20 protein-coding genes are annotated in these 20,131 nt (G+C 55.5%); 10 read left to right on the plus strand and 10 right to left on the minus strand.

Annotated features, from left to right (window positions below):
- Window positions 1–7: 7 nt before the first annotated feature.
- Window positions 8–988 (minus strand): taurine ABC transporter substrate-binding protein, encoded by a 981-nt coding sequence (gene tauA / locus L579_RS13730; protein WP_021184818.1) that lies wholly within the window; start codon window positions 986–988, stop codon window positions 8–10.
- A 168-nt stretch (window positions 989–1,156) separates the two neighbouring features.
- Window positions 1,157–1,759, minus strand: a complete 603-nt coding sequence (locus L579_RS13735; RefSeq protein ID WP_021184819.1) for a LysE family translocator — start codon at window positions 1,757–1,759, stop codon at window positions 1,157–1,159.
- Window positions 1,760–1,820: 61 nt separating this feature from the next.
- On the opposite strand from L579_RS13735, the gene L579_RS13740 reads away from it, so the two are divergent.
- From L579_RS13740 to L579_RS13750, 3 genes are all read left to right on the plus strand, one after another.
- Entirely contained in the window at window positions 1,821–2,837 is a 1,017-nt protein-coding gene (locus L579_RS13740; RefSeq protein ID WP_021184820.1) for a hydrolase, read from the plus strand.
- Between the two features lie 2 nt (window positions 2,838–2,839).
- Window positions 2,840–3,058 (plus strand): YheU family protein, encoded by a 219-nt coding sequence (locus L579_RS13745; RefSeq protein WP_036626752.1) that lies wholly within the window; start codon window positions 2,840–2,842, stop codon window positions 3,056–3,058.
- A 61-nt stretch (window positions 3,059–3,119) separates the two neighbouring features.
- A complete protein-coding gene (locus L579_RS13750; protein WP_021184822.1) occupies window positions 3,120–3,989 on the plus strand; it encodes a phosphoribulokinase in 870 nt (289 codons plus the stop codon).
- A gap of 91 nt (window positions 3,990–4,080) precedes the next feature.
- Here the strand turns inward: L579_RS13750 and L579_RS13755 are convergent, their stop codons facing one another.
- Window positions 4,081–4,485 carry an OsmC family protein gene (locus L579_RS13755; protein WP_021184823.1) on the minus strand — a complete coding sequence of 135 codons (405 nt, stop codon included), beginning with the start codon at window positions 4,483–4,485 and terminating at the stop codon, window positions 4,081–4,083.
- Window positions 4,486–4,787: 302 nt separating this feature from the next.
- Between L579_RS13755 and crp the strand changes: the two genes are divergently transcribed.
- Both crp and L579_RS13765 read left to right on the plus strand, forming a co-directional pair.
- On the plus strand, window positions 4,788–5,420 hold the full coding sequence (crp, locus tag L579_RS13760) for a cAMP-activated global transcriptional regulator CRP (protein WP_013510795.1): 633 nt from the start codon (window positions 4,788–4,790) through the stop codon (window positions 5,418–5,420).
- Between the two features lie 58 nt (window positions 5,421–5,478).
- Window positions 5,479–7,554, plus strand: a complete 2,076-nt coding sequence (locus L579_RS13765; RefSeq protein WP_021184824.1) for a YccS/YhfK family putative transporter — start codon at window positions 5,479–5,481, stop codon at window positions 7,552–7,554.
- Window position 7,555: 1 nt separating this feature from the next.
- Here the strand turns inward: L579_RS13765 and L579_RS13770 are convergent, their stop codons facing one another.
- The 5 genes from L579_RS13770 to ppiA all read right to left on the minus strand — a co-directional run bounded on the left by L579_RS13770 (window position 7,556) and on the right by ppiA (window position 10,906).
- Window positions 7,556–8,776: a bifunctional acetylornithine/succinyldiaminopimelate transaminase gene (locus L579_RS13770; protein ID WP_021184825.1), complete on the minus strand. Its 1,221-nt coding sequence runs from the start codon at window positions 8,774–8,776 to the stop codon at window positions 7,556–7,558.
- An 87-nt stretch (window positions 8,777–8,863) separates the two neighbouring features.
- Window positions 8,864–9,439 carry an aminodeoxychorismate synthase component II gene (locus L579_RS13775; protein ID WP_021184826.1) on the minus strand — a complete coding sequence of 192 codons (576 nt, stop codon included), beginning with the start codon at window positions 9,437–9,439 and terminating at the stop codon, window positions 8,864–8,866.
- 41 nt (window positions 9,440–9,480) lie between these two features.
- The gene (locus L579_RS13780; protein ID WP_021184827.1) at window positions 9,481–10,074 is read right to left on the minus strand and encodes a putative adenosine monophosphate-protein transferase Fic; all 594 of its coding nucleotides are present in this window, start codon (window positions 10,072–10,074) and stop codon (window positions 9,481–9,483) included.
- Window positions 10,064–10,234, minus strand: coding sequence for a YhfG family protein (locus tag L579_RS23365; RefSeq protein ID WP_021184828.1), 171 nt, complete (start codon window positions 10,232–10,234; stop codon window positions 10,064–10,066). The genes L579_RS13780 and L579_RS23365 overlap by 11 nt, the downstream gene beginning before the upstream one ends.
- A gap of 99 nt (window positions 10,235–10,333) precedes the next feature.
- On the minus strand, window positions 10,334–10,906 hold the full coding sequence (gene ppiA / locus L579_RS13785; protein WP_021184829.1) for a peptidylprolyl isomerase A: 573 nt from the start codon (window positions 10,904–10,906) through the stop codon (window positions 10,334–10,336).
- A 263-nt stretch (window positions 10,907–11,169) separates the two neighbouring features.
- On the opposite strand from ppiA, the gene tsgA reads away from it, so the two are divergent.
- Window positions 11,170–12,348 (plus strand): MFS transporter TsgA, encoded by a 1,179-nt coding sequence (tsgA, locus tag L579_RS13790; protein WP_021184830.1) that lies wholly within the window; start codon window positions 11,170–11,172, stop codon window positions 12,346–12,348.
- Between the two features lie 33 nt (window positions 12,349–12,381).
- On the opposite strand, the gene L579_RS13795 is transcribed toward tsgA, so the two are convergent.
- Window positions 12,382–13,665 carry a cytosine deaminase gene (locus L579_RS13795; protein ID WP_021184831.1) on the minus strand — a complete coding sequence of 428 codons (1,284 nt, stop codon included), beginning with the start codon at window positions 13,663–13,665 and terminating at the stop codon, window positions 12,382–12,384.
- A gap of 214 nt (window positions 13,666–13,879) precedes the next feature.
- On the opposite strand from L579_RS13795, the gene nirB reads away from it, so the two are divergent.
- The 4 genes from nirB (at window position 13,880) to cysG (ending at window position 19,065) form a co-directional block, all read left to right on the plus strand.
- Window positions 13,880–16,420: a nitrite reductase large subunit NirB gene (gene nirB / locus L579_RS13800; protein ID WP_021184832.1), complete on the plus strand. Its 2,541-nt coding sequence runs from the start codon at window positions 13,880–13,882 to the stop codon at window positions 16,418–16,420.
- On the plus strand, window positions 16,417–16,743 hold the full coding sequence (gene nirD, locus L579_RS13805) for a nitrite reductase small subunit NirD (protein WP_021184833.1): 327 nt from the start codon (window positions 16,417–16,419) through the stop codon (window positions 16,741–16,743). The genes nirB and nirD overlap by 4 nt, the downstream gene beginning before the upstream one ends.
- Before the next feature lie 30 nt (window positions 16,744–16,773).
- On the plus strand, window positions 16,774–17,577 hold the full coding sequence (nirC, locus tag L579_RS13810; RefSeq protein WP_021184834.1) for a nitrite transporter NirC: 804 nt from the start codon (window positions 16,774–16,776) through the stop codon (window positions 17,575–17,577).
- A gap of 123 nt (window positions 17,578–17,700) precedes the next feature.
- Window positions 17,701–19,065 carry a siroheme synthase CysG gene (gene cysG / locus L579_RS13815; protein ID WP_021184835.1) on the plus strand — a complete coding sequence of 455 codons (1,365 nt, stop codon included), beginning with the start codon at window positions 17,701–17,703 and terminating at the stop codon, window positions 19,063–19,065.
- Between the two features lie 56 nt (window positions 19,066–19,121).
- Here cysG and trpS read toward each other — a convergent pair whose 3' ends face one another.
- The gene (gene trpS, locus L579_RS13820) at window positions 19,122–20,126 is read right to left on the minus strand and encodes a tryptophan--tRNA ligase (RefSeq protein WP_021184836.1); all 1,005 of its coding nucleotides are present in this window, start codon (window positions 20,124–20,126) and stop codon (window positions 19,122–19,124) included.
- Window positions 20,127–20,131 lie beyond the last annotated feature (5 nt).

A 20,131-nucleotide genomic window follows, 5' to 3' on the forward strand; every position in this document is an offset into this window, starting at 1 on the left:
CCTCCGGTTATTTCACTAAGGGGGCAACGAAGCGGGTAGTCACGAAGCTGCTGTAATCACTGGCGGCGTCCGGCACCTTGCCCTGCTCTTTCAGGAAGTGCGCGGTATCGACAATCGCCTTGTTCACCGGCTTGCCGAGCTGCTCCAGTTGCTGCTGCGCGGTCAGATAGGTGTTGCCTTCCACCAGTCCCGGCACCTGCGCTTCCGGCACACCGCTCAGACGCGACAGCTTGCTGAGGTTATCCGGCTGCTTCAGCCACTGTTGAGGGTTGTCGATGTAGGCTCTCTGCGCGTCCAGGGCGCTGCGGGCAAAGGCGGTGACAATTTCTGGATGCTGCTGGGCAAAGTCTTTACGCACCACCCAGACATCCAGCGTCGGCGCGCCCCATTTGCCCACCTGCGAGGAGTCGGTCAGCACCTTGCCATCCTTCTCCAGTTCGTTAACTGCCGGTGCCCAGACGTAGGCACCATCAATATCGCCACGCTGCCAGGCGGCAATGATCGCGGGGGGTTGCAGGTTCACCAGTTGGACGTCCGTGGGTTTGATACCCCAATGTTTCAGCGCCGCCAGCAGGCTGTAATGGGTGGTGGAGATGAAGGGGACGGCAATCCGTTTGCCGATGAGATCTTTGGGATTGTTGATGGATTTCTTCACCACCAACGCTTCGGAATTTCCGAGCTGCGAAGCCAACAGGAAGGCCTCGATCGGCAGTTGCTGCGTGGCCGCTACCGCCAGCGGGCTGGAGCCGATGTTGCCAATCTGGACATCGCCAGACGCCAGCGCACGCAACACGCTGGCTCCGCTATCAAACTTACGCCAGTCAACAGTCGCGCCGCTCTGTTTGGCGAAGGTGTTGTCGGCCTGTGCCACTTTGGCCGGTTCCGCCGAAGTCTGGTACGCCACCGTGACGTTAACCGCCTCGGCCTGGAAGGTCAGCAACGCCAGCGTTGCTGCCAATGTGGTTATGGTTTTCTTCACTGCCATCATCGTACACCCCAATATTTTTATGTTGGGTGCAGTGTCGCCATCAGTAATGGTTTCATAAAGGAATTAAAAATTATCCCTAATGAAAATCGGTTCTTAGGCAATCATCGGGCAAGACTATGCAGAATACGCAAATACAAAAAAGGCGCGTCAGACGCGCCTCGGATTGGCTTAGTGCCAAATCAACAGCACACAGGCGGCGGTCAGGATTCCCATCGCCAGGTTAAAGATTTTCCACGCACGCGGGCTTCGCAGCAAACGACCAATCAGTGAGCCGAAGCCCATCCAGATCACCCCGGAAACCACATTCACCAACGCCATACCGACGCTGATTGCTACCACCGAGTGCAGGTAAGCGGCCCCCGCCAGGCTAAAGCTGGCTACGGCCCCCAACGCCATCAGCCACGCCTTTGGATTAATCAGTTGCAGTAACCCGCCCTGCCAGAACGGCGTTGGCACCGGCGGGGCCGAATCCGTATCCAGTTGCTCATACTCCGCCGTGGCGATTTTCCATGCCAGCCACAGCAGATACAGGCTACCGGCGATTTTCAGAACCAGATGTAAGGCAGGATAGAGTAGGATAAGGCCACCCACGCCAAAGGCCACCATCAGCAGCATCGCCTGCATACCGATCATGATGCCGATTAACAACGGGAAAGAACGCAGAAAGCCAAAGTTGGCAGCGGAGGCGGTAAGTAACATATTATTAGGCCCTGGCGTGATCGCAGCGACCCAGAGAAAGCCCAGCATTGACAAAAACAGACTCAGTTCCATGTTGATTCGGGTGCTCCTCACCCAGGAAAGCCAAAAAACCCATCGAAACTATCAGCGAGATATGCATCAGACAAGCGTTTACCACAGTAATTTTGACTCCCCGCCCGAAGAGGACTTCATTCCTCTCAGCGGTTTTCGCAATCCGCATCTGCAAACTCTGCTGCCGCGTCTGCTCAGGCGGCGCGTGACTCTGCGCCCACACTGGCAACGCCTCGATTTACCGGACGGCGATTTTGTCGATCTTGCGTGGAGTGAAGACCCTATTCAGGCCGCGCACAAACCACGCATGGTGCTGTTTCATGGTTTAGAGGGCAGCTTTCACAGCCCCTATGCGCATGGGTTGATGCAGGCATGTCAGGCACGCGGTTGGCTGGCAGTGGTGATGCATTTTCGCGGCTGTAGCGGTGAACCGAACCGCCTGCACCGGATTTACCATTCCGGCGAAACCGAAGATGCCAGCTTCTTTCTGCGCTGGTTAAAGCGTGAATGGGGTGATGTCCCCACCACCGCCGTCGGCGTGTCGCTGGGCGGTAATATGCTGGCGTGCCTGACTGGATTAGAGGGGCATGATGCGCCGCTGGATGCCGCAGTCGCCATCTCTGCGCCCCTGCTGCTGGAACCCTGTAGCCAGAAGCTGGAGAACGGTTTCTCACGTTTTTATCAGCACTACCTGCTGACGCAGCTGAAAAAGAACGCTAAACGTAAGCTGAAGGCCTGGCCGGGCACCCTGCCGGTCGATTTGCGTGAACTGCGCGCCCTGCGCCGCCTGCGCGACTTTGACGATGCCGTCACCTCCAGGGCGCACGGCTTTGTGGATGCAGGCGATTATTATCATCGGGCCAGCGCGATGCCGCTGCTGACCGGGGTACGCAAACCGCTGCTGATCATCCATGCTAAGGACGATCCCTTTATGACCGACGCAGTAATACCGAAGCCGGAGCAACTGTCGTCCTCGATTCAATATCAGCTGACGCAGCAAGGCGGCCATGTCGGCTTTGTTGGCGGTACGCTGCTACGACCGCAAATGTGGCTGGAACAACGCGTGCCGCAGTGGTTATCAACTTACCTGGATGTATGATCGTGATTATTCCGTGGCAACAACTTGAAGCTGAAACGCTGGAAAACCTGATCGAAGCCTTTGTATTACGCGAAGGCACCGACTACGGTGAACAGGAGCGCAGTCTGGCGCAAAAAGTCGCTGATGTGCGTCGCCAACTGGAACGCGGTGACGCTGTGCTGGTGTGGTCAGAACTGCACGAAACCGTCAATATCATGGCACGCGGTGAATTTCGCGGCTAATGCACATCCCGGCTTTTCGTGCTAACAATGCTCATCGCCGGACTTCACAGGGAGCTTTGTTATGTCAGCCAGGCATCCGATCATTGCCGTTACCGGTTCCAGCGGCGCCGGAACCACCACCACCAGCCTTGCCTTCCGCAAAATATTCCAGCAGTTGAACCTGCATGCGGCGGAGGTCGAAGGTGACAGTTTTCATCGCTACACGCGCCCTGAGATGGACATGGCGATCCGCAAAGCGCGCGACCTTGGCCGTCATATCAGCTATTTCGGCCCGGAGGCCAACGATTTTGGCCTGCTGGAGCAAACCTTTAAGCAATACGGTAAAACCGGTCTTGGTCAGTCGCGCAAATATCTGCATACCTATGACGAAGCCGTGCCGTGGAATCAGGTGCCGGGCACCTTCACCCCGTGGCAGCCGCTGCCGGAAAACACCGATGTGTTGTTTTATGAAGGCTTGCACGGCGGGGTGGTGACGCAGCAGCACAACGTGGCTGAACACGTCGACTTATTGGTAGGTGTGGTACCGATCGTCAACCTTGAGTGGATTCAAAAGCTGATTCGTGACACCAGCGAACGCGGCCATTCACGCGAAGCGGTGATGGATTCGGTGGTGCGTTCGATGGAGGATTACATCAACTTCATCACCCCGCAGTTCTCACGCACCCATATCAACTTCCAGCGCGTACCTACCGTCGATACGTCTAACCCGTTTGCTGCGCGTGAAATTCCATCACTGGATGAAAGCTTTGTGGTGATCCATTTCCGTGGTCTGGAAGGTATTGCCTTCCCCTATCTGCTGGCGATGATTCAGGATTCCTTTATCTCGCATATGAACACCCTGGTGGTGCCCGGCGGCAAAATGGGGCTGGCGATGGAGCTGATTATGACGCCGCTGGTGCAGCGACTGATTGAAGGCAAACGCATCGAATAATCAAACATAACCGTAACGGCGCGATTTATTGCGCGATCCCGAGATCGCTGCGGGAAAAATCCGCACGATAAATCGCGCCGCTACGTTCGTGCTAAAGTTCGATAACCTCGTAACTGTGGGTGATTTCTACCCCTTTGCCCAGCATAATCGCCACCGAGCAATATTTCTCAGCCGACAGATCAACCGCTCGCGCCACCGCTTTATCGCCCAGCGCTTTGCCGGTAACAATAAAATGCAGGTTGATATGTGTGAAAATGCGTGGCGCTTCTTCACGACGTTCCGAGGTCAGTTTGACCTCACAATCCTTCACATCATTGCGCCCTTTTTGCAGGATCGACACGACGTCAATCGCGCTGCAACCGCCTGCCGCCATCAGCACCATCTCCATCGGGCTCGGTGCTTTGTCGCCCGAATTGCCATCCATTAATATCTGGTGACCTGATGAGGATTCTCCGAGAAAGGTAAGCCCTTCCACCCATTTAACCCGTGCCTGCATTATTCTTTCTCCTGAATAGGCTGATTTGCCGCCAGAGTACGCTTTCACCTGAGAAACAGCAATCCAGACTAATCGCCCTTTTGCTGAAGCGAGACAACAGAAGACAGCTAGCAAAAGCTGTGCTACAAACAGAGCTGAAAATATTTTCGTCGCAATAGACGAAGGCGGGAAGAATCAGAAGCCTGGCTTAAGAGTCCACCCGAATAATTTTCCTTAACAGGAAGCGCTCTACGATTTCACCGCCTGACAGGGAAAACTGCCCCCTGTGTTTTGGGCACGATTACAACAGAGGATAATAGCGAATGGTTCTCGGCAAACCGCAAACAGACCCTACACTCGAATGGTTCCTGTCCCATTGCCATATTCACAAATATCCATCCAAAAGCACCCTGATTCATCAGGGTGAGAAAGCGGAAACGCTCTACTACATCGTGAAAGGTGCCGTTGCGGTGCTGATCAAGGATGAAGAAGGCAAAGAGATGATTCTCTCCTACCTCAATCAGGGGGATTTCATCGGCGAGCTTGGCCTGTTTGAAGAAGGTCAGGAACGTAGTGCCTGGGTACGAGCCAAAACTGCCTGCGAAGTGGCTGAAATTTCCTACAAAAAATTCCGTCAGCTGATTCAGGTAAACCCGGATATTTTAATGCGTCTTTCGGCGCAGATGGCGCGTCGCCTACAGGTGACATCAGAAAAAGTGGGCAACCTTGCCTTCCTTGATGTGACCGGTCGCATTGCGCAGACGCTGCTCAATCTGGCCAAACAGCCCGATGCCATGACCCACCCGGACGGGATGCAGATCAAAATCACCCGTCAGGAAATTGGTCAGATCGTCGGATGCTCACGCGAGACAGTTGGCCGTATTCTGAAAATGCTGGAAGATCAAAACCTGATCTCCGCACATGGTAAAACCATCGTCGTTTACGGCACCCGCTAATTTCTTCTCACCCACGGCGTGATGGCAGCATCACGCCGTTTTTGTCTGCGATGAGCTGATGTGGCGTCGAATCATCTATCATCCCGAAGTGAACTATGCCCTGCGGCAAACGCTGGTGCTGTGCCTGCCCGTGGCCCTCGGCTGGCTGTTTGGCGACCTGCAAAAAGGGTTGCTGTTCTCCTTAGTGCCCGCCTGTTGCAACATCGCCGGTCTTGATACGCCGCATAAACGCTTTTTTAAACGCCTGATTATTGGCGGTTCCCTGTTTGCGACCGGCAGCTTTCTGATCCAGTGGCTGACGGATTATCACGTCCCCCTGCCGCTGATTCTGCTGGTGCTGCCATTATTAGTGGGCGTGACGGGTGAGATCAGCCCGTTGCATGGCCGCTTGTTGCCCGCCACGCTGATTGCCTCCATCTTTACCCTGAGCCTGGTGGGACGTATGCCGATCTGGGTGCCGCCGCTGCTCTATATCGGCGGGACCTTGTGGTATGGGTTGTTCAACTGGTTCTGGTTTTGGCTGTGGAAAGAGCAGCCGATGCGCGAGTCGCTGAGCCTGCTGTACCGTGAGCTGGCGGATTATTGCGATGCCAAATATACCCTGTTGACGCAGCTGACCGACCCGGAGAAAGCGCTGCCGCCGTTGCTGGCACGCCAGCAAAAAGCGGTAGATCTGATCACCACCTGCTACCAGCAAATGCATATGCTGTCGGCCAGCCGCGATAACAGCCATAAACGCCTGACGCGTGCCTTTCAGGTGGCACTCGATTTGCAGGAACATATCTCCGTCAGCCTGCATCAGCCGGAAGAAGTGCAAAAGCTGGTGGAGCAGAGCCATGCAGAAGCGGTGATTCGCTGGAATGCCAAGACCATCTCCGCCCGTCTGCGCTTGCTGGCCGATGCCATTTTGTATCATCAGCTGCCGGAACGGTTTCAAATGGATAAGCAGCTGGGTGCGCTGGAAAAAATTGCCCGCCAGCACCCGGACAATCCGGTGGGGAATTTCTGCCTGTATCACTTCAGCCGCATTGCGCGCGTGCTGCGCACCCAGAAACCGCTGTATACCCGTGATCTGATGGCCGACCGCCAACGGCGTCTGCCGTTTTTTCCGGCGCTGCGCAGCTATCTGTCGCTGAAATCCCCCGCCTTACGCACCGCTGCACGTTTTGCCGTGATGCTGATGTTTGGTAGCGCGCTGGCGCTGTTCTTCAACATCCCCAAACCTTACTGGATTCTGATGACCACCATGTTCGTCAGCCAGAATGGCTACAGCGCCACGCGGGTAAGAATTCAGCACCGAGCGCTCGGCACCTTTGCCGGGCTGTTGATTGCTGCCGCCTCGTTACGCTTTGACGTACCGGAATCCATCACCCTGTTGTTTATGCTGGCGATCACCCTCGCCAGCTATCTGGTGACACGTAAATATTACGGCTGGTCAATGATTGGCTTTACGGTGACGGCGGTGTATTCGCTCCAGTTGCTGTCGCTGAATGGCGCGCAGTTCCTGCTGCCACGCATGATGGATACGCTGATGGGATGTCTGATTGCCTTTGGCGGCATGATTTGGCTGTGGCCGCAGTGGCAGAGCGGCTTACTGCGTAAGAATGCGCACGATGCGCTGGAAGCCGATCAGGAAGCGATGCAGTTATTGCTCGGACCGGAGCAGTCACCGGAGAAACTGGCGTATCAGCGCATCAAGGTCAACCAGGCGCATAACGCCATGTTTAACTCGCTGAATCAGGCGATGACCGAGCCGGGCTTCAATTCGCAGTACCTGAAAGATATGCGGCTCTGGGTGACGCACAGTCAGTTTATTGTCGAACACATCAACGCCATGACTATCCTGGCACGCGAACATACCATGCTGACGCCTAAGCTGGCGGAAAGGTATCTGCAATCCTGTGAGATCGCGCTGCAACGCTGTCAGCAGCGGCTGGAGCATGATGGCCCCGGTAACGACAGCAATATTCTGGAAGCACCGGAAAACATCAATGAGGGGGCGGTAACGATTGTCGAGCAGCATGTGAAGCGCATTCTGCAACACCTGAACGTGATGCACACCATCTCTTCTCTGGCATGGAGCCAGCGACCACATCATGGCCGCTGGCTGACCGGGCTACGGGTGAAAAACTGAGTTACGCCGCCAGCACCTTCTCGATAGCCACTGCGAACCGCGCCATACCTTCTTCGATATCGGTCGGTTCAATCACCAGTGACGGTACAAAACGGATCACATCATTGCCAGCAGTCAGGATCATCAGACCTTCGGCGGCAGCGGCATGCAGAATGTCACGCGCCTTGCTGGCATGCTGCGGCTTCAATGCCGCACCGATCAACAGACCTTTGCCACGAATATCCGTGAACAGGTCAAATTTGCTATCCAACGCTTTCAAGGCTTCCACAAACTGCTGACGGCGTGATTCAACACCGTCCAGCACGTCAGGGGTGTTGATGATGTCGAGCGCCGTTTCGGCAATCGCACAGGCCAGCGGGTTGCCGCCGTAAGTGGTGCCATGCACGCCGGGCGCCATCACCGAGGCGATTTCATTGGTGGTCAGCATCGCGCTTACCGGGAAGCCGCCGCCCAGCGCTTTCGCGGTGGTGATGATATCCGGGGTGATGCCGTAGTGTTCGTAAGCGAACAGCTTGCCGCTACGGCCCATGCCGCTCTGCACTTCGTCCAACACCAGCAGCGCGTTGTGCTCATCACACAAGGCACGCAGGCCCTGCATGAACTCAGGAGTGGCAGGCATCACACCGCCTTCGCCCTGAATCGGTTCGACCACGATGGCGCAGGTGTGATCGTCGATCACCGCTTTTACCGCCGCCAGATCGTTGAAGGGAACATGCACGATATCAGCCGGTTTCGGGCCAAAGCCGTCGGAGTATTTCGGCTGACCACCCACTGATACGGTAAACAGCGTGCGCCCGTGGAAAGCGTTATGGAAGGCGATGATTTTGCTTTTGAACGGACTGTGTTTTTTGCAGGCGTAGTAACGCGCCAGTTTAAACGCGGCTTCGTTAGCTTCGGCACCGGAGTTACCAAAGAACACGCGATCAGCAAAGGTCGCGGCAATCAGTTTACTCGCCAGACGCAACGCCGGTTCATTGGTGAACACGTTGCTGGTGTGCCACAGGGTTTCCCCCTGGGTTTTCAGTGTCTCCACCAGCGCCGGATGGCAGTGGCCCAGCGCAGTCACCGCGATGCCGCCAGAGAAATCGATATATTCTTTGCCCTGTTGATCCCAGACTCGGCTGCCCTTGCCTTTTACCGGCACAAACTGCGCTGGTGCATAAACAGGCAAAATAACGTTATCGAACGTTTCCCGGGTTACCGCTAGCTTTTCTGCTGCCATTGCCTACCTCATCGGATTATTTGTTGAGCTGACGTGAAATTATAATCACAAAATATGCATAAAAAATCACACAAAGGCAAACACAACTTAAGTCTTCAGGAAATTCGCCAGAAGCTGATGGCCCTGCTCGCTGAGGATGCTTTCCGGGTGAAATTGCACCCCCTCGAGTGGCAGCGTTTTATGGCGGAATCCCATGATCTCATCCGGTTCACCATCACGCAGGCTCCAGGCGGTAATTTCGAACTCTTCAGGGAGGGTCGCGCGCGCCACAATCAGCGAATGGTAACGGGTGACGTTGAGCGGATTATTTAACCCACGAAAGACACCGCTGTCGTTATGGCGAATCGCCGACGTTTTGCCGTGCATCACCTGACGCGCGCGTACCACCTGCGCGCCATACGCCTGGGCAATGGCCTGATGGCCGAGGCATACGCCAAGGATCGGTAAGCGGCCAGCAAAATGGCGGATCGCCGCCAGCGAGATGCCGGACTGATCCGGAGTGCAGGGGCCAGGCGAAATCACCAGATGAGTGAGCGGTAGCGCCTCCATTTCGTCGAGGGTGATGGCATCGTTGCGCACCACCCTGACGTCAGCACCCAATTGGCAAAAGTATTGGTAGAGATTCCAGGTGAAGGAGTCGTAATTATCGATTAACAGCAGCATAGCGCCCTCAGGCAGGTCAAACCGCCGCTATTCTACGCATTTTAGCGGGCGGGGCTTACCACTTTTGCAAACTGCGCACTGAGCAGAGTTAAATCGCCACCTACCGCCTCGCGAATCGCCGCACGCCAGCTATCACGGTCCAGTTTATCCCACGTCAGCAGATAGCCTGCGTGCAACGCCAGTTGCTCGAAGAAGATGCGTTGTGCGCGGCCATTCCCGGCCCGGAACGGATGCAGCACATAAATCTCGCAGTAGTAATGTGCCAGACGCCTGACAAATTCATCCTGCGCCAGATGGCTCAACCCGTCTTCATCCGCCAGCGCACTCATCAGGTTGTTACCCTCTTTCTCGATGTAGGCGCAGTGACAATATGGCGTCTCGTCGCTCCAGATATCTACCGTGCGCAGCTCACCGGCCCAACTGTAGAGATCCTGAAACAGGGTGCGATGAATATGACACAGCCATGGCATCCCTCTGCGCTGCGGCCCCAACTCCAGGGTGGCAAGCCGTGCCGCGCTGAACGCCAGTTCGGCTTTACGCAATTGGGCGCTGTCGTGAATATCCAGGCGATTCTTCAGCACGCTGTCGTTATGCCACAGATAGGGATCGCGTACCGCCAGTGAGTTATCCGCCATATTGCCTCCTTAACGAGGTCAGCCGTTCGTCGGCCTGTTCAGGCGTGATGGCCGGTTCGCTCAGCATATAGCCCGCCAGACGGCAGCTGGCCTGATAGCTGGCAGCACGGCGCTGTTGCCACAGCGTGGCTTTCTGTTTGTCGGTCAGTTTGCTGGTCATAGAGCCTCCGGCAAGCAATATGCCCTAAGTATAAGCAGCAAATATTCGCTTTGCCGGAGAGCGGCAGGAGGCGCCATCGCAAAATGGCGCGCAAAAAAATCAGGGCAGAACTTTGGCGGAGAGGATAACGATCGGTTTTGACGGCACATTCTGGTACGGACCCACATCTTTGGTCGGCACCTGAGAAATCTTATCGGCCACGTCCATTCCTTTCACAACTTTACCAAATACGGCATAGCCAAAATCACGCTGGCCGTGATCAAGGAAGGCGTTGTCGGTAACGTTAATAAAGAACTGGCTGGTTGCGCTGTCTTTCTCCGCAGTACGCGCCATCGCGATGGTGCCGCGCAGGTTACGCAGGCCGTTATCTGCCTCGTTTTTGATTGGCGCGTTGGTTTGCTTCTGCTGCATATCCGTGGTGAAACCGCCACCCTGCACCATGAAGCCAGGGATCACGCGATGGAAAATGGTGTTGTTGTAGAAACCATTGTTGACGTAATCAACAAAGTTTTTCACCGACACCGGGGCTTTCTGGTTATTCAGTTCGAGTTCGATATTACCCGCAGAGGTGGTGAGCAGAACGTGAGTATCGCCTTTTGCCGCCAGGGCAGAAGCGGAAACAGATGAGAGCGCTAACAGGGCAACTGCCGCTGTCAAAGTACGTTTAAACATGAAAGATTCCTTACCATGAAGTGCAAGCTCAAAACGAGATTGATTGTAAAGAGCATGTAATACAAGAGCCAGCGTTTTACCTATATTTACGCGGCAGCGGCAAATGCCCGAAATTCGGCGCTACGCAATCATTTGCGTGACGCAAATCACACTATTAGTGAAATCTAATATCCTTATTTCACTCTTTGTTTATTAAGATCACAGTTGCATTTACAATTCATGACACTTTTTGCCAACTTCGGTGCTCAAAACAGGTCCCCCACATGACAAACCGTAATCGTATTGGCCTTACCTGGATCAGCTTTTTCTCTTATGCGCTGACGGGCGCACTGGTGATTGTGACCGGGATGGTACTGGACAATATTGCACAGTATTTCCAGCTGCCGATCTCGGAAATGAGTAACACCTTCACCTTTCTCAATACCGGTATTCTGGTCGCAGTATTCCTTAACGCTTGGCTGATGGTGATTGTGCCGTTAAAACGTCAGTTGATCTTTGGCTTCGTGCTGATGGTACTGGCGGTGTTTGGTCTGATGACCAGCCACAACCTGTCGGTGTTCTCACTGTGCATGTTTGTGCTTGGTGTGGTGAGCGGCATTACCATGTCGATCGGCACCTTCCTGATTACCCATCTGTACGATGGTCGCCAGCGCGGTTCACGCCTGCTGTTTACTGATTCCTTCTTCAGCATGGCCGGTACGCTGTTCCCGATTATCGCTGGCATCCTGCTGGCGCGCGCCCTGCCGTGGTACTGGGTTTACGCCTGCATTGGCGTTATTTATATCGCCATCTTTGTGCTGGCGCTGTGCGTTGAGTTCCCGGTTTTGAAAAACAACACCGAAACGCAGGCGGCGGAAAAAGAGAAATGGGGTATCGGCGTGCTGTTCCTGTCGATTGCCGCGCTGTGCTACATCCTCGGCCAACTGGGCTTCATCTCCTGGGTGCCGGAATACGCCACCAAAACCATGGGGATGGATATCGCTGCTGCCGGTCAGTTAGTTGGTAACTTCTGGACCGCCTATATGGTCGGCATGTGGGTGTTCAGCTTCCTGCTGCGCTTCTTCGATCTGCAACGTATCCTGATGGTACTGGCGGCGATTGCCACCGTGTTGATGTACTGGTTTGTCAGCACCAATGACGCCAATATGCTGCACTGGATCATCATGACACTCGGCTTCAGCTCCAGCGCTATCTACACCACCATCATCACCCTGGGTTCACTGCAAACCAAAGCCTCATCACCGAAGCTGGTTAACTTTATCCTGACTTGCGGTACCGTCGGCACCATGTTGACCTTTGTGGTCACTGGTCCGATTGTGGCGAAAGGCGGTGCGCATGCGGCACTGGCGACTGCTAACGGCTTATACGCTGTGGTGTTTGTGATGTGTGTACTGCTCGGCTTTGTCACTAAACATCGCCAGCACGGCCATATTACGCACTAACCTGCGCGGGCGGACGTCAGTCCGCCCTGCAACTCAACGCCGAAAGGTTACCGCTTCCGTTTCCCCCAGATAGATCTCACTGCTTGCAGGCTCCGTTGCTGCCACCAGCTCGCCTTTACGCAACGAATAACGCACCGGCACCTGACGTCGCACCGCATCAAATCCGCTTTCGGCTGGCAGGATAATCAGGCTGGCATCATTACCCGGCTCCAGGCCATAACCGCTAAGTTGCATGGTTTTGGCGCTGTTGGTGGTGATTAGCTGCAACCCCGCATCAATCTGTTCATAACCCATCAACTGGCAGACATGCAGCCCCATATGCAGCACCTGCAACATGCTGGCGGTACCGAGCGGATACCAGGGATCAAACACATCGTCGTGACCAAAACAGACGTTGATATTCGCCTCCAGCAACTCCTTAACCCGGGTAATGCCGCGCCGTTTGGGGTAGCTGTCAAAACGGCCCTGCAAATGAATATTCACCAACGGGTTGGCGACAAAGTTGATACCGGACAGGCGCAGCAGACGGAACAGACGTGAGGTATAGGCATTGTTGTAGGAATGCATCGCCGTGGTATGACTGGCGGTCACTCTGCCCCCCATGCCATCGCGATGAGCCAGTGCCGCGACGGTTTCTACAAAACGCGACTGCTCATCATCGATTTCATCGCAATGCACATCCACCAGCCGGTCGTAGCGATTCGCCAGCGCAAAGGCCTTGTGTAATGACTCAACGCCATACTCACGGGTAAATTCGTAATGGGGGATCGCTCCCACCACGTCTGCGCCGAGGCGCAGTGCCTCTTCCAGCAGGGCTTCGCCATTGGGATAAGAGAGAATACCTTCCTGCGGAAAGGCGACTATCTGGATATCAATCCACGCCGCCATCTCCGCTTTCACTTCCAGCATGGCTTGCAGCGCGGTCAGCGTCGGGTCCGAAACATCCACATGGGTACGCACATGCTGGATACCGTTAGCGATTTGCCATTTCAACGTCTGCTTTGCACGCTGCTTCACGTCATCATGACTCAGCAGAGCCTTACGCTCGGCCCAGCGTTCAATGCCTTCGAACAGCGTGCCGGATTGATTCCACGCCGGTTCACCCGCGGTTTGCGTGGTATCGAGATGGATATGCGGTTCAATAAAGGGGGCGCTCGCCAGGCCGCCTTCGGCATCGAGTACACCTTCCTGGGCGCTGCACTCGGCCGATTGTGGGACAATACGGGAAATTTTCCCCTGCCCGATTTCGATTTGCCACAACCCCTGCTGGCCGGGTAAACGCAGATTGTTGATCCATTGCAGCGACGTCTTAGCCATGCCCTTCTCCTGTAGAAACGCGACATCTTAAAATAGCGTCAATACCTGTCCCTTGCACATCCCCTGGCCGCACGATTTACCGCCCAGAGGCGAATGTTTTTAATATCAGCAACATACCTCTAAATGAGTATATAAAGGGGTATTTGATATGCATCAATAACCCCATTCTTGTAACGGCTAAGGTAGCCGCATACACCTTCGTTTTGGGGAAAATATGAGCAAACATCAGGTCGTCATTATTGGCAACGGCATGGTCGGTCACCGCTACATAGAAGAATTAATTGATAAGGCAGAACCCAGTCAATTTGCCATCACCGTTTTTTGTGAAGAACCGAGGGTCGCCTATGATCGCGTCCACTTGTCCGCTTATTTCACCCACCACAGCGCGCAAGCGCTTTCGCTGGTCAGTGCAGGCTACTACGAAAAACATCAGATCAACCTGCTGCTGGGTGAGCGCGCGATTGCTGTTGACCGCGACAAGCAACGGATTCATTCCAGTACTGGCCGTGTTGTGCCCTATGACACGCTGATCTTCGCTACCGGCTCTTACCCGTGGATCCCCCCGATTCAGGGAGCGGATGGCAGCGACTGCTTTGTTTATCGCACCATCGAAGACCTCGATGCCATTGCAGCCTGTGCACAGCGCAGTCAACGCGGGGCCGTGATTGGCGGTGGCCTGCTCGGACTGGAGGCCGCTGGCGCATTACAAACTCTCGGTATTGAAACCCATGTGATCGAATTCGCGCCAGTGCTGATGGCAGAACAGCTCGATCGTCAGGGTGGCGAACAGTTGCGCCGTAAGATTGAGCAGATGGGCGTACAGGTGCACACCGGTAAGAATACGCACGAAATTGTCCACCACAGCCACGGGGGTAAAACGCTGCACTTCAAGGATAACAGCGCGCTGGACGTCGATTTTATTGTGTTCTCCACCGGTATTCGCGCGCAGGACCAACTGGCGAAGCACTGTGGCCTGCCACTCGGCCCACGCGGCGGTATCGCCATTGATGATCGTTGTCAGACCCACGATCCGGCCATCTTTGCCATCGGCGAATGCGCGGCATGGCAGAATCAGGTATTTGGCCTGGTGGCACCGGGCTACAAAATGGCCCAGGTAGCCAGCGATACCTTGCTGGGCCGCGACAATGCCTTCACCGGTGCCGATATGAGCGCCAAACTCAAGTTGTTGGGTGTAGATGTCGGCGGCATTGGCGATGCGCATGGCCGCACGCCAGGCGCACGCAGCTATGTCTGGCTCGACGAACAACAATCCATCTACAAGCGCCTGATCGTCAGCGAAGATAATCAAACCCTGCTCGGCGCGGTGCTGGTGGGTGACACCAGCGACTACGGCAACCTGCTGCAACTGGCGCTGAATAAAATCCCCTTGCCAGCGCGCCCTGAGTTGCTAATCCTGCCCGCAGGCAGCGGTGAAAAACCGGCCATTGGGGTCGATACGCTGCCGGATAGCGCACAGATTTGCTCCTGCTTCGACGTCAGCAAAGGCGATATTGTCAGCGCCGTGAAAAAGGGCTGTCACACCGTGGCAGCACTCAAGGCAGAAACCCGTGCAGGAACCGGTTGCGGTGGCTGCCTTCCACTGATCACCCAGGTGTTGAATGCCGAGCTGAGCCGTCAGGGCATCGAGGTGAAAAACCATCTGTGCGCTCACTTCCCTTACTCACGCCAGGAGTTGTACCACCTGATCCGCGTGGAAGAGATAACCTCGTTCGACGCGCTACTGGCGAAGTACGGGCAGGGTTATGGTTGTGAAGTGTGTAAACCCACCATCGGTTCGTTGCTGGCCTCCTGCTGGAATGAGCACATCCTTCAGCCACAACTGACCCCCTTGCAGGACAGCAACGATCTGTTTCTCGGCAATATCCAGAAAGACGGTACCTACTCAGTGATCCCGCGCTCACCCGGCGGGGAAATCAGCCCGGATGGGTTGATGGCAATTGGCCAGGTGGCGCGTCAGTACCATCTCTACACCAAAATCACCGGCTCACAGCGTATTGGCCTGTTCGGCGCACAGCGCGACGATCTTCCCGCTATCTGGACACAGCTGATCGCCGCAGGCTTTGAAACCGGGCAAGCCTACGCTAAAGCGTTACGTATGGCGAAAACCTGCGTTGGCAGCACCTGGTGCCGCTACGGTGTCGGTGACAGCCTTGGCTTCGGCATCGAACTGGAAAACCGCTACAAAGGCATCCGTACCCCACACAAAATGAAGTTTGGCGTCTCCGGTTGCACACGCGAATGCGCTGAAGCTCAGGGCAAAGACGTTGGTGTGATCGCCACTGAAAAAGGCTGGAACCTGTATGTCTGCGGCAACGGCGGCATGAAACCACGCCATGCCGACCTGCTGGCCGCTGACCTCGATCGTGACACGCTGCTGCATTATCTGGACCGTTTTATGATGTTCTACATCCGCACCGCTGACCGCCTGCAACGTACCTCGGTCTGGCTGGAAAATATGGAAGGCGGCATTGATTATCTGCGCAGCGTCATCGTCGATGACAAGCTCGCCCTGAACAGCCAACTGGAGAGCGAAATTACGCGTCTGCGCAGCCTGGTGGAATGCGAATGGGCCGCAACAGTCAGGGATGCGAAGCCGCAGGCGCACTTCGCCACCTTTATCAACAGCAGCCAACGCGATCCGTTGATACAGAATATCAACCAGCGCGATCAACATCGCCCGGCGCGCCCTGCCGAACGCATTGCCGTTAACCTGATTGAGGAGGCCGACCTGTGAGCCAGTGGCATGCCGTATGTGAACTTAACCAAATTCTGCCCGCCACTGGCGTATGCGCACTGGTGCGAGGGCAACAAATCGCCATTTTCCGTCCCCACGATGATGAGCAACTGTTTGCCCTGAGCAACATCGATCCCTTTGCCGCAGCCAGCGTATTGTCGCGCGGCATCATTGCTGAGCATCAGCAGACGCTATGGGTTGCCAGCCCGCTGAAAAAACAACGTTTTCGCCTGAGCGACGGGTTGTGTCTTGAGGATGAAGCGCGATCAGTAGCGAGCTATCCGGTGCGCGTCAGTCAAGGCCGGGTTGAAATCTGCGTCTGAAAAAATTCTTTTACTTTCTGAGACATGACTATGTTTACTGACACCCTGGAAAAATGCGCCGCCAATGCGGCGCGCATTGCGCGCACCACCCAACACCATCCACTGGCCTTCTGGATCAGTTCAGCAATGGCAGGTGCCTACGTCGGGCTGGCGATTATCCTGATCTTCACCCTGGGCAATCTCGCCGATCCGGCCTGGCGACCACTGATTATGGGGGCGACCTTTGGCCTGGCATTGACGCTGGTCATCATTGCCGGTTCGGAATTGTTTACCGGTCACACCATGTTCCTCACCATTGGCGTCAAAGCAGGCAGCATTCGCGCCGGTCAGATGTGGTGTATTCTGCCGCAAACCTGGCTCGGCAATCTGATCGGTTCTGTGGCCGTAGCGTTGATGTATTACTACGCGGCGGGCGCGCTGTTGCCCAATGCGGGTTCATTGATCCACAGCGCGGCTCTGGCGAAAACCACGCAAACCGCCAGCGCATTGTTCTTTAAGGGGGCGTTGTGTAACTGGCTGGTTTGTCTCGCGATCTGGATGGCAGTTCGCACCGAGGGGACGGCAAAGTTCCTCGCTATCTGGTGGTGTCTGCTGGCCTTTATCGCCTCTGGCTATGAACACTCTGTCGCGAATATGACGCTCTTTGCGTTGTCCTGGTTTGGTCAGCATAATGCCGACCTGACTTTAGCGGGTATCGGTCACAACCTGTTGTGGGTAACGCTGGGTAATATGTTCTCCGGCATGGTGCTGATGGGGCTTGGTTACTGGTACGCCACGCCGCAGGCACAACGACCACGGGCAGCATCCCAGACCAGTGAACTGAAATCCGCATAATATTTTTCACACCAATGTCCGTAGCGGCGCGATTTAGCGCGCGTTTTTTTCCAGCAAAGCACACGGAATTGCGCGATAAATCGCGCCGCTACGGATCACAGCAACACTCTTTTAGGATGAGCTATGGATTACTTTCCCCTGTTTTGCCGTCTTCAGGGCAAACGTTGTTTGCTGGTCGGCGGCGGTGATGTCGCGGAACGCAAAGCACGCTTGCTGCTGGAGGCCGGTGCTGATTTGCACGTTGGCGCGCTGGATTTTTCCCCTGCTTTCTTACAGTGGGAACAACAGGGGAAAGTGGTGTTATGGCAAGGCGCGTTCACTGAAGAGTGGCTGGCAGACTGCTGGCTGGTGATTGCCGCCACCAACGATGATGCAGTGAATCAACAGGTGGGCGCAGCCGCCGAAGTTCGCCGTATCTTTTGCAATCTGGTCGATGCCCCTGAGCAGGCCAGCGCCATCATGCCCTCCATCGTCGACCGTTCACCGTTGATGATCGCCGTATCGAGCGGTGGTCGCGCACCGGTGCTGGCTCGTCTGTTGCGAGAGAAGCTGGAGGCGATGCTGCCACAGCATCTGGGCCAACTGGCTACATTGGCCGGTTCACTGCGCCAGCGGGTGAAAAATCGCTTTAGCAGCATCGCTCAGCGTCGTCATTTTTGGGAACGCTTCTTTGCCAGCGATCGTCTGGCGCAAACGCTGGCAAACGCTGATCATCCCCGCGCGGAGGCACTGGTCGAGACGCTGTTTGATGCGCCGCTGTCACAACAAGGTGAGGTGGTGCTGGTCGGTGCCGGACCTGGCGATGCGGGACTGCTGACGCTGAAAGGCCTGCAACATATCCAGCAGGCGGATGTGGTGGTGTATGACCGTCTGGTATCCGACCCGATACTCAACCTGGTACGACGCGATGCGGAGCGTATTTTTGTCGGCAAACGCGCCGGTCACCACTGTGTGCCGCAGGCGGAAATTAATCAGTTGCTGTTGGAACAGGCGCAGCGTGGTAAACGCGTGGTGCGCCTCAAAGGTGGCGATCCCTTTATCTTTGGTCGTGGCGGCGAGGAGCTGGAGGTGTTGGCGCAGCATCATATCCCGTTTAGCGTGGTACCGGGGATTACCGCAGCATCGGGTTGTGCGGCTTACAGCGGCATCCCGCTCACCCACCGCGATCATGCGCAGAGCGTGCGTTTTGTCACCGGCCATTTGCAGCAGCATGGTGACATTGAGTGGCAAAAATTGGCCGCCGAGCAGCAAACGCTGGTGTTTTATATGGGTCTGACGCAGGCACCTGAGATCCAGCGCCAATTGATGTCACATGGCATGGACGCGGAGATGCCGGTAGCGCTGGTGCAAAACGGCACCACCCCACAGCAGCGCGTTGCCACCGGCACGCTGGGTACACTGGCCGCGCTGGCGCAGCAGTTTACCAGCCCGGCGCTGATTATTGTCGGTCGCGTGGTCGGACTGCGCGATCGGCTACGCTGGTTCTGAGAAACAAAAACGGCGGATCCTCATGGCCCGCCGTTTCACCTTTGCTGCGTTAGCGCTTATGGCTGAGCAACAAAGCCAACTGCTTCGTATACCTTCTTCAGCGTCTCCTGCGCATGTGCACGGGCTTTGGCCGCACCATCACGCATCACCTGATTGAGGAACTCTTCATCATTGCGGTAGCGGTTGTAACGCTCCTGCAACTCGGTCAGCATGCCTGAAACCGCATCAGCAACGGCGCCTTTCAGGTGGCCATACATCTTACCTTCGAACTCCTGCTCAAGTTCCGGGACGGGTTTGCCCGTTACACCCGAGAGAATATCCAACAGGTTCGATACCCCGGCCTTCTCTTTGATGTCGTAGCGCACCACTGGCGGCTCTTCAGAGTCGGTCACCGCGCGTTTGATTTTCTTCACCACCGATTTCGGATCTTCCAGCAGGCCGATCACGTTGTTACGGTTGTCGTCGGATTTCGACATCTTCTTAGTCGGCTCCAGCAGCGACATCACGCGTGCACCCGATTTCGGAATAAAGGGCTCCGGCACTTTGAAGATGTCGCCATACAGCGCGTTAAAACGCTGGGCGATGTCACGGCTCAGCTCCAGATGCTGCTTCTGATCTTCACCCACCGGGACCTGGTTGGTCTGATACAGCAGGATATCGGCCGCCATCAGCACCGGATAGTCAAACAGACCGGCATTGATGTTCTCTTCATAACGTGCAGATTTGTCTTTGAACTGCGTCATGCGGCTCAACTCACCGAAGTAGGCGTAGCAGTTGAGGATCCAGCTCAGCTGAGCATGCTCCGGGACATGCGACTGAACAAAGATGGTGCTTTTGTTCGGATCGATGCCACAGGCAAGATACAGCGCCAGAGTATCCAGCGTCGCTTTACGCAGCGCGGCGGGGTCCTGGCGAACGGTAATGGCGTGCAGATCGACGATGCAGTAAATGCAGTGGAAATCATCCTGCATCTGCACCCACTGACGCAGCGCACCCATGTAGTTGCCAATGGTCAGTTCACCGGAAGGCTGGGCGCCGCTGAAAACGATGGGTTTGCTCATGCTTA

The sequence above is a fragment of the Pantoea sp. AS-PWVM4 genome, assembly GCF_000468095.1.
Taxonomy (GTDB): domain Bacteria; phylum Pseudomonadota; class Gammaproteobacteria; order Enterobacterales; family Enterobacteriaceae; genus Pantoea; species Pantoea phytobeneficialis.

Excerpts from the sequence above, each read along its gene's own strand:
- L579_RS23365 (WP_021184828.1), bottom strand. The coding sequence starts at position 10,234 with ATGACCAGCAAACTGACCGACAAACAGAAAGCCACGCTGTGGCAACAG.
- ppiA (WP_021184829.1), bottom strand. The coding sequence starts at position 10,906 with ATGTTTAAACGTACTTTGACAGCGGCAGTTGCCCTGTTAGCGCTCTCA.
- cysG (WP_021184835.1), top strand. The coding sequence starts at position 17,701 with ATGGATTACTTTCCCCTGTTTTGCCGTCTTCAGGGCAAACGTTGTTTG.
- L579_RS13780 (WP_021184827.1), bottom strand. The coding sequence starts at position 10,074 with ATGGCGGATAACTCACTGGCGGTACGCGATCCCTATCTGTGGCATAAC.
- L579_RS13795 (WP_021184831.1), bottom strand. The coding sequence starts at position 13,665 with ATGGCTAAGACGTCGCTGCAATGGATCAACAATCTGCGTTTACCCGGC.
- L579_RS13750 (WP_021184822.1), top strand. The coding sequence starts at position 3,120 with ATGTCAGCCAGGCATCCGATCATTGCCGTTACCGGTTCCAGCGGCGCC.
- tauA (WP_021184818.1), bottom strand. The coding sequence starts at position 988 with ATGATGGCAGTGAAGAAAACCATAACCACATTGGCAGCAACGCTGGCG.
- L579_RS13775 (WP_021184826.1), bottom strand. The coding sequence starts at position 9,439 with ATGCTGCTGTTAATCGATAATTACGACTCCTTCACCTGGAATCTCTAC.
- nirB (WP_021184832.1), top strand. The coding sequence starts at position 13,880 with ATGAGCAAACATCAGGTCGTCATTATTGGCAACGGCATGGTCGGTCAC.
- L579_RS13765 (WP_021184824.1), top strand. The coding sequence starts at position 5,479 with ATGTGGCGTCGAATCATCTATCATCCCGAAGTGAACTATGCCCTGCGG.
- nirC (WP_021184834.1), top strand. The coding sequence starts at position 16,774 with ATGTTTACTGACACCCTGGAAAAATGCGCCGCCAATGCGGCGCGCATT.
- L579_RS13735 (WP_021184819.1), bottom strand. The coding sequence starts at position 1,759 with ATGGAACTGAGTCTGTTTTTGTCAATGCTGGGCTTTCTCTGGGTCGCT.
- L579_RS13755 (WP_021184823.1), bottom strand. The coding sequence starts at position 4,485 with ATGCAGGCACGGGTTAAATGGGTGGAAGGGCTTACCTTTCTCGGAGAA.
- L579_RS13740 (WP_021184820.1), top strand. The coding sequence starts at position 1,821 with ATGCATCAGACAAGCGTTTACCACAGTAATTTTGACTCCCCGCCCGAA.
- L579_RS13770 (WP_021184825.1), bottom strand. The coding sequence starts at position 8,776 with ATGGCAGCAGAAAAGCTAGCGGTAACCCGGGAAACGTTCGATAACGTT.
- trpS (WP_021184836.1), bottom strand. The coding sequence starts at position 20,126 with ATGAGCAAACCCATCGTTTTCAGCGGCGCCCAGCCTTCCGGTGAACTG.
- crp (WP_013510795.1), top strand. The coding sequence starts at position 4,788 with ATGGTTCTCGGCAAACCGCAAACAGACCCTACACTCGAATGGTTCCTG.
- tsgA (WP_021184830.1), top strand. The coding sequence starts at position 11,170 with ATGACAAACCGTAATCGTATTGGCCTTACCTGGATCAGCTTTTTCTCT.